Origin of the sequence: Sulfuricurvum sp. (assembly GCF_036279695.1) — a bacterium.
Taxonomy (GTDB): domain Bacteria; phylum Campylobacterota; class Campylobacteria; order Campylobacterales; family Sulfurimonadaceae; genus Sulfuricurvum.
Genome location: NZ_DASUIQ010000119.1, coordinates 1 through 11822 on the forward strand (window position 1 = coordinate 1; position 11822 = coordinate 11822).

General features: G+C 46.8%; 11 protein-coding genes and 1 pseudogene. 5 read left to right on the top strand and 7 right to left on the bottom strand.

Annotation, left to right across the window (positions count from 1 at the left end; all coding sequences use genetic code 11):
* Positions 1 to 615, bottom strand: a pseudogene (locus tag VFW36_RS11540) (helicase); the annotation flags it as partial.
* Positions 616 to 699: 84 nt separating this feature from the next.
* Here VFW36_RS11540 and VFW36_RS11545 point away from each other — a divergent pair.
* Genes VFW36_RS11545 through VFW36_RS11560 form a run of 4 tightly spaced genes read left to right on the top strand, consistent with a single transcriptional unit; the run spans position 700 to position 2785 of the window.
* Complete coding sequence (locus tag VFW36_RS11545) at positions 700 to 1008, top strand: hypothetical protein (protein ID WP_329658966.1); 309 nt, start codon at positions 700 to 702, stop codon at positions 1006 to 1008.
* Positions 984 to 1325 carry a DUF309 domain-containing protein gene (locus VFW36_RS11550; RefSeq protein WP_329658967.1) on the top strand — a complete coding sequence of 114 codons (342 nt, stop codon included), beginning with the start codon at positions 984 to 986 and terminating at the stop codon, positions 1323 to 1325. The genes VFW36_RS11545 and VFW36_RS11550 overlap by 25 nt, the downstream gene beginning before the upstream one ends.
* Positions 1310 to 1930, top strand: coding sequence for an NAD(P)H-dependent oxidoreductase (locus tag VFW36_RS11555; RefSeq protein WP_329658968.1), 621 nt, complete (start codon positions 1310 to 1312; stop codon positions 1928 to 1930). The genes VFW36_RS11550 and VFW36_RS11555 overlap by 16 nt, the downstream gene beginning before the upstream one ends.
* A gap of 9 nt (positions 1931 to 1939) precedes the next feature.
* A complete protein-coding gene (locus VFW36_RS11560) occupies positions 1940 to 2785 on the top strand; it encodes a mechanosensitive ion channel family protein (protein ID WP_329658969.1) in 846 nt (281 codons plus the stop codon).
* On the opposite strand, the gene VFW36_RS11565 is transcribed toward VFW36_RS11560, so the two are convergent.
* The 6 genes from VFW36_RS11565 to VFW36_RS11590 all read right to left on the bottom strand — a co-directional run bounded on the left by VFW36_RS11565 (position 2782) and on the right by VFW36_RS11590 (position 10209).
* Positions 2782 to 3939, bottom strand: a complete 1158-nt coding sequence (locus tag VFW36_RS11565; protein WP_329658970.1) for an MFS transporter — start codon at positions 3937 to 3939, stop codon at positions 2782 to 2784. The genes VFW36_RS11560 and VFW36_RS11565 overlap by 4 nt on opposite strands.
* Positions 3881 to 4384 (bottom strand): RDD family protein, encoded by a 504-nt coding sequence (locus VFW36_RS11570; protein ID WP_329658971.1) that lies wholly within the window; start codon positions 4382 to 4384, stop codon positions 3881 to 3883. Before VFW36_RS11570 ends, VFW36_RS11565 begins: the two co-directional genes overlap by 59 nt.
* Positions 4385 to 4561: 177 nt before the next feature.
* On the bottom strand, positions 4562 to 6718 hold the full coding sequence (gene flgE / locus VFW36_RS11575; RefSeq protein WP_329658972.1) for a flagellar hook protein FlgE: 2157 nt from the start codon (positions 6716 to 6718) through the stop codon (positions 4562 to 4564).
* 53 nt (positions 6719 to 6771) lie between these two features.
* Positions 6772 to 8109 carry a flagellar hook-basal body complex protein gene (locus tag VFW36_RS11580; protein WP_329658973.1) on the bottom strand — a complete coding sequence of 446 codons (1338 nt, stop codon included), beginning with the start codon at positions 8107 to 8109 and terminating at the stop codon, positions 6772 to 6774.
* A 9-nt stretch (positions 8110 to 8118) separates the two neighbouring features.
* Positions 8119 to 8799 (bottom strand): flagellar hook capping FlgD N-terminal domain-containing protein, encoded by a 681-nt coding sequence (locus VFW36_RS11585; protein WP_329658974.1) that lies wholly within the window; start codon positions 8797 to 8799, stop codon positions 8119 to 8121.
* 15 nt (positions 8800 to 8814) lie between these two features.
* Complete coding sequence (locus VFW36_RS11590; RefSeq protein ID WP_329658975.1) at positions 8815 to 10209, bottom strand: flagellar hook-length control protein FliK; 1395 nt, start codon at positions 10207 to 10209, stop codon at positions 8815 to 8817.
* A gap of 177 nt (positions 10210 to 10386) precedes the next feature.
* On the opposite strand from VFW36_RS11590, the gene VFW36_RS11595 reads away from it, so the two are divergent.
* Positions 10387 to 11822: GTP-binding protein (locus VFW36_RS11595; protein ID WP_329658976.1), on the top strand; the 1436-nt coding region annotated here is incomplete at its 3' end.

Below are 11822 nucleotides of genomic sequence, written 5' to 3' on the forward strand. Positions count from 1 at the left end.
AACCAAGACCTCCAATGCCTCTTCGTGGAGCCGTTTTTCATTCAGCGGCGGGGTTTTAATGACATGGATTTTGGTAAAGGTTTCATCTTCAAAGCGATAGGTGATCGGAGCGTAATACTCCAGCGTATCGTCGTAGTTGAATTTCCCCTCTAACGCTTTTTCAAGCGTTTCACGTTTTCGAGTATAACGGATGTGCTCGAGTTTGGACGCGATTTTATCGGGGGTAATTTTACGGGTACGGATGTCGATAAACGCCGCATGAAGGTCACGTCTCTCCGTTTCGCTAATCTCAAAAGCTTCTAAGAGTTCATCAATCTTCTCTTCTCGCTCGTGCGGTTTCTCTTTGGGTTTCGGGTTGGGATAGATTTTCCCCTCATTTTTGAAAAACGCGACGATCATTTCACGGTTGTCAGTCTCCCCCTCCGACCATAAACGGCGGAACGTTCTAATCAAGGAAGTTTTATCGGTTGAACCTTCAAATATCCCCAGAGTGTGGGCGAGGGCAATAAGTACCTCAGTAGGGACTCGCTCAATACCCTCATCGAATCCTTCATCGCCGAAAAAATGGCGGATGGATTGGTTGAGTTTTATCATTTTTTTCTTTTTCTTTGCCATAGTGTAAGTGTAGCCTAAAATCCTAAGGCTAAAGCATTTATTGTTTTGATAAACTTTCGCAAAATGATAGTTAAAGGGGCGAAAATGGTCGATCTAAGTGTCGATGAATGGACCCAAGAAGAGTTTTTACGCAACAAAAAAGAGCTTGAAGCAAGTGGGACAAAAGTGCTCCTGATTGATACGATTTTAAATCCTATCGATGGTGCTGAGACGACACTGTATGCTCCCCCTTTGCTGAAATCAGAGCCTGAGGGGAGCGTGTTTGTCTTTTATTGCGACAGCGGTAAATCCTCCAAAGCGCGGCTGGGAGAGTTTCGAGCCAAATTCCCGAACCATGTGTGCATCAGTTTACGGGGAGGACGGGGCTATTGGCGCAAGAATCTGCGAGTATAACAGCATCGTGCGAAGCGTTTGTCTGTTCCCTCGAAGAGGGGCGTTATTACGATGCGCATGAAGATTTGGAACGGTTATGGTATCCGCGCCGCACTGAGGATGACGATGAGGTAAAGCTCTGGAAGGGGTTTATCAATGCGGCGGTTTGTTTTGAACTCATTAAGCGGGGGCGACCCAAGCCATCAGAGACAGCGTGGCAAAATTATCTCAAATATTCTCTCCTACTAGAGCATCTTGTTACTCCCCATAAACAACTCTACGTTAAAATAGTACAAATCATAGAACGACAAAGGGGTAAACTATGTCCGAGTTCTTAAAAGCGATGGCATTTCGTCATGCGTGCAAAGCGTTCGATACTGAAAAACAGATTCCAAGCGAGCAGTTTGACTCGATATTGGAAGTGGCGCGAACGTCGCCCTCATCCTTTGGGATGGAGCCGTGGAGATTGATCGTTGTTCGCAATCCGAATTTGCGTAAAGCACTCAAAAGTGCGTGTTGGAATCAAAACCAGATCACCGATTGCTCCGAGCTAGTGATCTTTACGACCGATAACGATACGGTGCGAAGCGACAGCCCTTATGTGAGAAAGATGTTTGAGCGTCGAGGTCTTCCTAGTGAAGCGGTCGATATGTATATGGGTGTCTATGAAAACTATTTAAAACCCATCGAAGAAGATGAGATTTTACTAGAGAACTGGACAGCGAAGCAGTGTTATATCGCTTTGGCGAACATGATGACCTATGCCGCGACGTTAGAGATCGACAGCTGCCCGATAGAGGGGTTTGACAAAGAGGAAGTTGAAGCGATCTTGGATCTCGAATACGGTCACAGCGTTGCCGTTATGTGTGCATTCGGGTACCGCTCAAAAGCGCAAAGCGAACAAAAGCGGCTTGAGCTCAAACAGATCGTAGAGATTCGCTAAGGAGAGAGTATGTTACAAAAAATCGAGCATGTCGAAACCAAGATCGAACATTACACCGATTTGGCGATCAATTACGGTACGGAGTATGGATTAAAGATCCTCGGAGCTCTCCTTATTTTCTTGATCGGAAAATGGATTGCACGTAAAATCGTCATGTTGATGCGTAAAGGGATGGATCGTGCCAGCATCGATCAAACGTTGATTTCGTTTGCGAGCAATGCGATTTATGTGGCATTGATGGTGGCGGTGCTCGTTGCGGCGGCTAGTAATCTGGGGATCAATACGACCTCATTTGTCGCGGTATTCGGTGCGGCAGGTTTGGCGATCGGCTTGGCGCTCAAAGATACCCTCGCCAATGTCGGAGCGGCGGTATTGATTATCTTTTTTAGACCGTTTAAGGTGGGAGATTTTATCGAAGTGTCGAGTGTAATGGGGACGGTTAAGATTATCAATCTTTTCTCAACCACGTTGACGACAGCGGATAACCGCTCGATCATTATCCCAAACGGAGCATTGATCGCGGGTAATATCATCAACTATACCGACAACAAAACGCGACGGATCGATATGACGTTCGACATCGATTACAAAGATGATCTAAAACTTGCCAAATCGATTATTTTAGAGATTTTGCATACGAATCCCAAAGTACTTCCTGCTCCGGAACCTATCGTTGCGGTGGGTGCGTTAGGACAGCATTCCGTTCAGTTGGTTGCCCGTCCGTGGGTCAAAGTGGAAGACTACGGAGATACGATGTTTGAGATTACCGAAGCGGTTAAACTGGCTTTTGATCAAAACCATATCACCGTTCCGTTTCCTCAAATGGTGACCCACGTTAAACACGAAGAGAACTAACGGTTATTGACCCGAAACGCGAATGTTGCCCCTAGTGCGGCAATCGCCCCTGCGACAAAAAGATATGCCGGTGTGTATTGATAGACAAAACCGGCTCCTATAGCTCCCACAAACCCCCCAAGTCCGTACGAAAGACCGAAGAAGAACTGCTGAGAAAGACGGCGTGCCTTGTAGAGGGAGAATAAAACACTGATCGCGGCGGTGTGAAAGAGGGCAAAACTAAAGGCATGGAGACTTTGAGAGGCAAACAAAACAAACAATGAGTTAGGAAACAGAGCGACTAACAACCATCGTAAAGAGGTGATAGCGGCGGTTATCCATAGCAGGGCATTGAGATTGCGATGGAGCAATCTGCCCTGAAAATAGAACATGATGATCTCTGCTATAACCCCGAAGCTCCAGAGCCATACGGTAGTATCCAATGAAACTCCGTGATTGGTCGTATAGATGGTGAAAAAGTTGTAAAAAGGGCCGAAACTCACCTGCATCAGGAAAAAACCGATCCAAAGGGGAATATGGTCTCGGATCGTGAACCGACATTCTGCACTAGTAGCATCACATTCGCTATCAGTGCTATGGCGCTCTCTCCATCCGATCAATGCGCCAAACAACATCGTTATAAATGCCATAGCGATTAGAAATGCGATCCCGACATACGGTGTGCTTAGATATTTGACCAAAACCAAAGCGATAGCGATAAATCCGAATGAACCGAAAAGACGGATTTTCCCATAGCGCTCTTTGCCGATCTGCTCCAATGCGATCACTTCGATATAGGGGAGAATGAGGGCAATACCGATCCCAAAGAGGATATTGACCATTAGTAGAGGCCAAAAATGCTCCAATGCGGGATAAAACCCTCCCGCTCCCAGCGTCATAAGGGCAAGAGCGGCAAAAAATGTACTCTGACTGAGCCTAAACCCTCGAAGAAACAAAAACGGTATCGCGAATCTCACCAGCGGTGCGGAGGCGAGAATAATGCCGATTGCAGAGGGCTCATACCCTACCTGAGAGAGGATTTTAGGGACAAAAATAACGTGCACCCCGATGAGGGCAAAATAGAAAAAATAAAAGAGGGCGATTAAAACAGCCACGTTAGGGGACGCGGATGACGGCAGTGCCGCTGATGAGATCGTGCAGAGCCCGTTTGTCACTGCGGAACAATCCGATAAAAAATCCGATCAGAGTGATAAAAGAGAGGAAATAACCGATAAAACGGAGGGTTAGTTTCCAATAAGGGGCATTTTGAAGGGTTGAAGCATCGACGACACGGATGTGAGAGAGCTTTTTCCCCGGTGTTTGCCCGTTACGGTGCCAGAACCAAACGTAAACGAGGAGAAAAAGGGCAATTTGGGTGAGTGAAGCAATCGGATTTGGGGGATTGGTTTGCGCTTTGGGGTCATGCACTAACACGTCCAAGGCACCAGCCGTGTGCATCTGATCATAACCGAATAACATCATCGTGATAATGGATATAGGGAGCCCGATCATGAAAATGTCGGTTGCGAATCCTGCAACACGGGGCCAAAAAGGGGCGAATAGTGTTTTAGTCTTAGGGGGGGTGGATCGTTTTTTAGTTTTAAGGGTGCGCCATCTCATAACGCAATTATAACCTTATTACCATTCGTTTACCAATTTGATTCATAATGTTGACATCCCAAACGACAGCAGCAGGTCTTGGGTCAACGTTTTCTCATTCATCACTCACTCCTTAAGCTTCGAAGTTCCGGCGTTCATCCTTATCGCCGGAATCCTAATCCTCAAAAATGATCTCTATTAACGTTTGATTCCAAGCAATGTTTCAAGCAGTGTATCCGAAGTGGTAATTGTTTTACCGTTTGCTTGATAGCCGCGTTGAATAATAATGAGCTGTGTCAATGATTTAGAGAGGTCAACGTTCGACGCTTCTAAGGCGGAGGATTGCATAAACCCGCGTCCTGCCGTTGCCGCTGTACCGATGATCGGATCGCCTGAGTTGGCAGATTGGAGGTAAACATTTCCTCCATCGGTGACCAACCCTTCGTTATTTGAAAATTTTGCCATCCCGATTTGTGCAAGACCGAATGAGCGTCCGTTGGAGAATGATCCGACTAACGTACCGCTTTGGTCGATTCGGATACCGACGAGATCCCCTCCGGGGAAACCGTCTTGGCTGATACCGCTGGTTCCGGATGGATTATCGAAGCTGGTCATACCGTCAAACGCATTGATCGTACCGAAGTTCAAATCGATGGTTTGGTTAGGTGCCGAACCGTTGTTTGCGGTATAGGTCAAACTCGGGATCGTTGCGAGGGCGAGTGCTCCGGTGTTGGTAAAGCTGATACGTCCTGCATCCAGGTTTGTGAGCTCATTTTTATTGATCGTCCCTCCAATATCCCCGGGTGATGGGACACTGATCTCATAAATCCATTCGGTTCCCCCTGAAGCAGAGAGTGCCGTTTTGCGAAAATCGAGACGGAGAGTATGTTTGGTTCCCAACGAGTCGTATACGTCGATACTTGCCGAGTGGGTTGCGGCATTAAACGCTTGACTCAAACGAGAGATAGATGAGCCGGTGGTCAGTGTTCCCGAGAGAGTTTGAAAGTTTTGGGTAAATCGAGTATTCTCGGTAACACCTGCCGAGGTGAGTCCGGTGACGGAAATACGCAAATCGTATTCATCGGCTCCCGCACTTCCGGGGTTTTTGATCTCAAATTGCCCTTTACTGTTGATCTCAACGGTAATGGCACTATCTAATATCGCATTATTGACACCATGATCATCCCCGATGAGACGGGCATCGTGCTGCATCTGTGCCCGTAAATCTTCGGTCGTTGTAAATTGGCGCTGAGAGGCGGTTGCCGTTGTCTCTCCGATGGGGACGGCTCCCGCACTGATAAAGGTGTATTGAAATGCGGTAATATCGGTTCCTCCGGTAAGACCGGTTCCTGAAGCAGATGTAACTGTTAAGGCAATATTTTTGCTCGCAGCGGTTGTCCCGCGGGTATTATCATTGGTGAGGATCAAAATAGCCGGATTGGTCGGATCGGGTGCGGCACTGACACCGGTTGTAGCTGTTTGGGCATTGATCTTCGCGGCGATGGCACTGGTTGCTTGCGCGGCGGTTTCGGTTCCTGTAAAGGTCATGGACATAGCAACGCCATTCAAGGTAAACGATACTGCACCTGCCACAGGTGCAGCAATCGTTTTACTGATAGTTGCGGGTTTGTAGCTGGTCCACATCCCTTGACCGTCTTGGAGATTTAGAGCACTTCCACTCGCATCAAACAAGACGTTGAAAAACTCGGGGCGGTCATCATCGGAGGTGTTGGCGACACCATCCACACCGTTTTTGGTGAGAGCATTCGTATCAAGGGTATAGATCGGTTTAAATTGGGTAACCGTGTCTCCTGAACTGAGGTTGGCTTTGATGACGACTTCAGAGGTTGCTTGTGCCGGAGTGGTCAATCCGGGCGGGATTTGGATATTGGCGATCGGTGCAGTGGAGTCTACCAGACCGGTGGTTTCATCGCGTACCCACCCTTGGACGATAAATCCGTTGTTGTCGACGAAATTTCCCGCGGCATCAAATTTAAAGTCCCCCGAACGGCTGTATTTATAGGTATTTCCCCCATCCGAACTGACAATAAAAAATCCGTCCCCTTGGATAGCGACGTCGGTATTTTTATCGGTATTTTGGATCGAACCTTGGGAATGGATACGGGTAATGGAACTAACCGTCGTCCCAAGACCGATTTGAACGGCATTTTTACCGCCGATTTGCCCTTGTGGAGCGGTAGCGATTTGATTGGTTTGTGCTAACAGATCAGAAAAATTGGCACGTGAATATTTATATCCGATCGTGTTTACGTTAGCGATATTGTTAGATTCAACGTCCATTGCAACCTGATGCGATTGCAAACCGGTAACACCTGCGAAAAGTGATCGTAACATGATATGTCCTTCTTTATGACAAAGTTGAAATTAAAAGCAAAAATTATTCCACTTTAGCGGTGCATTTGCAACGCTTTTTGGATTAATTCATCTCCGGTGGTGATTGTTTTGGCATTAGCCTGATAGGCGCGTTGCATGATGATCATATCGGTAAGACTTACGTCAAGACGAACATTGGAGTTTTCAAGCTGACCGCTATTGATGATAGCTCCGGTAGTAGGGTTACCGGAGGCATCGGTCCAGAAAAGCGGATCTCCGCTCCCGCTGGTTGCTTGAAATTCCGTATTTCCGATTCGATTTAACCCTTGGTCGTTTTGAAAATGGTAGACCGCGATGCGACCGATAGCACTTTGGCGACCGTTGGAAAAATCGGCGACGATAACCCCGTTGGGATTGATCCCGTATTTGGTGAGTACCCCTCCTGAAACACCGTTGGATCTTGATGATCCGCTGGCGGCAAGTCCGTCGATAGAGATAACTCCGTTGAAACTGCTCCCCAAATCAACCGCAACCGATGTGCCGTCGTTATCCATTGAAGTGATACTACAGCTACTTAGTCCTCCCGTTCCGTCAAAAATGGCTTGACCGTTTTGCGTATCGTAGACGATACTGCCATCATTTGAGGTGACGGTAGCAACCACGTCCCAAGCGATTCCGGTTGCTGGCTGGGTTGCGCTTTGGGTAAAGGTGAGTTTTAAGCGATTTCGGTCGTTGGTACCGCTGATCACATCGGCACTGATAGTATGCGTTTGATTATCGGGGGGAAGATTCCCGAAAAATTGCGCTGTCGTGGTCGGTTCGACGGGATACGCAAGCCGTGTCGGAAACTCGAGCATCCCTTGGGAATCCACTCCGCCAAGATTGGCCTCATTGGTTGGGTCTGTGACGACATACGCACCTGTGACTCCGTTAGTCGAGTTGTCTCCGTAGTCAAAAGAACCGCTATACGAGTAGTTCGTCAGCATCGTCCCCATCACATATTTGCCGTCCGTTGTTGTCAAGCGTGCAACGGAAGAGTTAACATCGCCGGATACTTTTTGGACTTCGTCAAACACAAAATTACCTGCACGAGTATAGGAGGTATCTTTGCCCGAAACAACCCCAAACCATCCGTTTCCGCTAATCGCAAGGTCGTTAAAACGCTCTGAGGGGAGGAGAGAGCCGTTTTGCATCTGGGTGGTCGTGCTTTGAAGCCGTGATCCCAGCCCAATATCATTAGATGTCGGAGTTTGCCCCGCACTGACGAGTTGTTGAGTCAAAAGATCGGCGAATTCAGCGGTGGAGCCTTTATACCCAACAGTATTGACGTTAGCGATATTGTCTGAGACGACATCCAACCCCAACTGGTAGGTCATAACCCCTGAAATTCCAGAGTAATAAGCTTGATTCATCTTATTTCCTTAATGTGCCGAAACTTCTTTGATCGTACTAAAGTCTACATAGCCTGATCCCAGTTTCGCATAGGTTTTGCCGCTGTCAAATTTGATTGATTCGATCGGATAGAGTCCGACCCGTGTGGTAGCGGTGGTATTATCTGCTTTTGTGTAGGTTGATTCGATATAGTAAATCCCCTCATCGACGGTTGCTCCGGCATCATTTTTACCGTCCCAGCTATATTTGGCGACACCTGCATCGGTTGCCCCAATATCCATTGTTTTCAAAATTTTCCCGTTTTTGTCCAAAACATTCACTTTTCCGGTGGTTACGTCATCGGGGAAATAGAGCTCGAAATCGGTATTTTTACCTTTTTCAAAAACGATACCGTTGCTTCCCGTATCGGCAATTTTACCGATAGCGGAAATTCCGGAGTACTGCATCGATGAGGTAAGGGATGCCGCAAGTGTTTCAAGCGCTTTATTGGTATTTGAACTTGCTTCCATTGTTGCCAATTGAGAGGTTTGAGACAAAATTTTCTCACTATCCATCGGTGCGGTCGGATCTTGGTATTTAAGCTCTAAGAGGAGCAACTTAAGAAAGTCGTCTTTTCCTAAAACACTCTTAGGGTTGGTTGTACTTGTAGAAGCAGTGCCGCTAGAAGCGGCGGAAGTTGCCGTGTTATTGCCGTATGCGTCGATAGCCATAATATCCTCCTTGGATTACGCGTAATGCGGAATGATGATTTCAAGAGCACTTAACTGCTCTTCATTTAATTTGAGGTCTTCAAACGACTCATATGCTTTAAATCGTTGTTGTTGTCCTTGCTGCTGTTGCCCTTGTTGCTGATTACTTTGACTATCGCCTCCGGACATAAAGTTCATGGTAGCGTTGGTAATCCCCTGTGACGCCAACTGCGCTTTGAGTTCCGTGGCGTTATGTGCCAAAAATGCGACACTGTTGGTGTTGTTGGACTGAATATTCACATGAACATTGTTACCGCGCTGAACGAGAGTTACTTCTACTTCACCCAGTTTTTCGGGGTTGAGTTTCATCGTGAGACGGGTAAAGGGAGGTTTGTACTCTTGAACCGCCTCTTTGAGATCGCTCGCAAAATAGCGCATACTTTGCGCGGCCTCTTTTGATTTCACTTCGAGTGAGTCGGCTTTAAGTGCATGAGAGCCTTTTGATGATTCTCCTTCGATTTTTTGCGAAGCGGAGGTTTCCGCTTTGGACTCCTTGGTTTCGTCACTCCCTTGCAAGAGGGCGATTAGAGCATCGGCTTTAGCGTTTGCTCCGCTTGGAGATATTTTGATCGGATCAGTTTTATCTGTATTGGTGATTGAACCGTTATCTGCTTCGTGTTTTTCCAGATTTTGAAGAAGCGCTCTCAGGGGCTGAGTTTCACTCTTTTCGGAAACTTTCTGAGCAGAATCCTCTTTTGACGATGCGTCAGACGCTTTTTGTTCTTTGTTTTTAAGACTGCTTAGAAGTTGTGTAATGACTTCGATCGGGGCTTTGTCGTCTATCGCGGTGGCGGGAAGCGAAGCAATCGCTTTGGTCTCTAAAAGGGGCTTGGAAAGGAGCTCTAGCGAAAACGAAGCTTGCTCTTCAGGCTCCTTTATGAGCGTTGAGAGTGATATGCTTTGCGGCTCTAATCCTAATTTTTCAGCGAGTTTAACCAGCCCCCCCAATGTTTTTGGGAGTGATTTTTGATCCGTTTGATATTCGGGACTTTTAGCGGTGATCTCATTTTTGAGATACTCTTTAGCCCGATTGATAAGGGTACGCACTTGATCATTGGAAAGATTTCCGAGGAGCTCTGAGGAGACAAGTTTTGAATCTTTCTCTTCGGCACCCGTGAGCAGGCTCTGAAGTTCTTTGATATTAGCGGATTTAGAGTCCGCATTTTTTACCGCGGCATTCTTGGGATCGATAACGGCTTTAAAATCGGTTGATTTCACGATTTTCGCTTCATCCGTTTTGGCTTGCATACCAAACGAGCTTAAAAGCTTGGAAAAGAGATCGTTCGATTTTGAGGAGGAATTTTTGGTATTCCCCCCCAAAAGATCGATAAGTGAGCTTTGAGATTTAGTCTCTTTGATTTGAATGATCATGAGTGATCCTTGTGAGCGAACAGTATCCGCCCTTTTGTTAAAGTAGTTATAACAAGCAAAAAATATTCCATTAATGAAGGTAACGAAACGGTAACGGTACAATTTTGCCTTAACATTTCCTTAACCTTAAATCAGCTATAATCCGCGAAAATTATTGCCTACCTACAAGGATACTCAGTGCAAAAAATTCGTAATATTGCCGTCATCGCCCACGTTGACCATGGTAAAACGACCCTAGTTGACGGATTGCTCAAACAATCCGGAACGTTCGGAAGCCACGAACAAGTAAATGAAAGAGCGATGGACTCTAACGCCCTCGAAAAAGAGCGCGGGATCACCATTCTTTCTAAAAATACAGCGATCCGCTACGGTGAGCACAAAATTAACATTATCGATACTCCGGGCCATGCCGACTTCGGTGGTGAGGTTGAGCGTGTTTTGAAAATGGTTGACGGTGCATTATTGCTCGTAGATGCGTATGAGGGTGTTATGCCTCAAACAAAATTCGTTGTTAAAAAAATGCTCGGACTTGGGATCAAGCCGATCGTTGTTATTAACAAAATCGATAAACCTTCCGCTGACCCTGAGCGTGTAGTAGACGAAGTATTTGACCTTTTCGTTGCGATGGACGCGACCGAAGATCAACTTGACTTCCCTATCATCTACGCTGCGGCGCGTGACGGTATCGCAAAACTCGATATGTCTGAGCCGGATGGTGATTTCACATGTATGTTCAACACTATTTTGGAAAAAGTACCTGAACCAACCGGTGATCCTGAAAACCCGACTCAATTGCAAGTATTCACCCTTGACTACGATAACTACGTCGGTAAAATCGGTATTGCCCGTATTTTCAACGGTAAAATCGCAAAAGGGGATAACATCCTCCTTGCTAAAGCAGACGGTGAAATGGTCAAAGGCCGTATCTCTAAATTGATCGGCTTTATGGGCTTGAATCGTATGGAGATCCAAGAAGCGGAAGCGGGCGACATCGTTGCGGTTGCCGGTATCGAAACGGTAGACGTCGGAGATACTATCTGTGATCCGCAAAATCCTATGCCGCTTGACCCAATGCACATCGAAGAGCCTACATTGACCGTTGTTTTCTCGGTTAATGACTCTCCGCTTGCAGGTCAAGAGGGTAAACACGTTACGGCAAACAAAATCCGTGAGCGTCTTGATGCAGAGATGAACACCAACGTAGCGATGCGTTACGAAACGGTTGGAGAAGGTAAATTTATCGTTTCCGGTCGTGGTGAGCTTCAAATCACGATTCTTGCAGAAAACATGCGTCGTGAAGGTTTCGAGTTCGGTATCGGACGTCCTGAAGTTATCGTAAAAGAGATCGAAGGGGTCAAATGTGAACCGTTCGAGCACCTTGTTGTTGACCTTCCGGCAGACAATGCAGGTACGATCATCGAGCGTCTCGGTCGTCGTAAAGCGGAAATGAAAGCAATGGTACCGATGGGTGAGGGCTTTACTCGCGTAGAGTTCGAAATTCCTGCTCGTGGTTTGATCGGTTTCCGTGGTCAATTCTTGACGGATACCAAAGGTGAGGGTGTAATGAATCACTCTTTCTTGGAATTCCGTCCTTACACCGGTAACGTTGAGAG

Bases quoted from the DNA above. Each gene is read 5' to 3' on its own strand.
- VFW36_RS11545 (WP_329658966.1), top strand. From the start codon at position 700: ATGGTCGATCTAAGTGTCGATGAATGGACCCAAGAAGAGTTTTTACGC.
- VFW36_RS11555 (WP_329658968.1), top strand. From the start codon at position 1,310: ATGTCCGAGTTCTTAAAAGCGATGGCATTTCGTCATGCGTGCAAAGCG.
- VFW36_RS11560 (WP_329658969.1), top strand. From the start codon at position 1,940: ATGTTACAAAAAATCGAGCATGTCGAAACCAAGATCGAACATTACACC.
- VFW36_RS11570 (WP_329658971.1), bottom strand. From the start codon at position 4,384: ATGAGATGGCGCACCCTTAAAACTAAAAAACGATCCACCCCCCCTAAG.
- flgE (WP_329658972.1), bottom strand. From the start codon at position 6,718: ATGTTACGATCACTTTTCGCAGGTGTTACCGGTTTGCAATCGCATCAG.
- VFW36_RS11580 (WP_329658973.1), bottom strand. From the start codon at position 8,109: ATGAATCAAGCTTATTACTCTGGAATTTCAGGGGTTATGACCTACCAG.
- VFW36_RS11585 (WP_329658974.1), bottom strand. From the start codon at position 8,799: ATGGCTATCGACGCATACGGCAATAACACGGCAACTTCCGCCGCTTCT.
- VFW36_RS11590 (WP_329658975.1), bottom strand. From the start codon at position 10,209: ATGATCATTCAAATCAAAGAGACTAAATCTCAAAGCTCACTTATCGAT.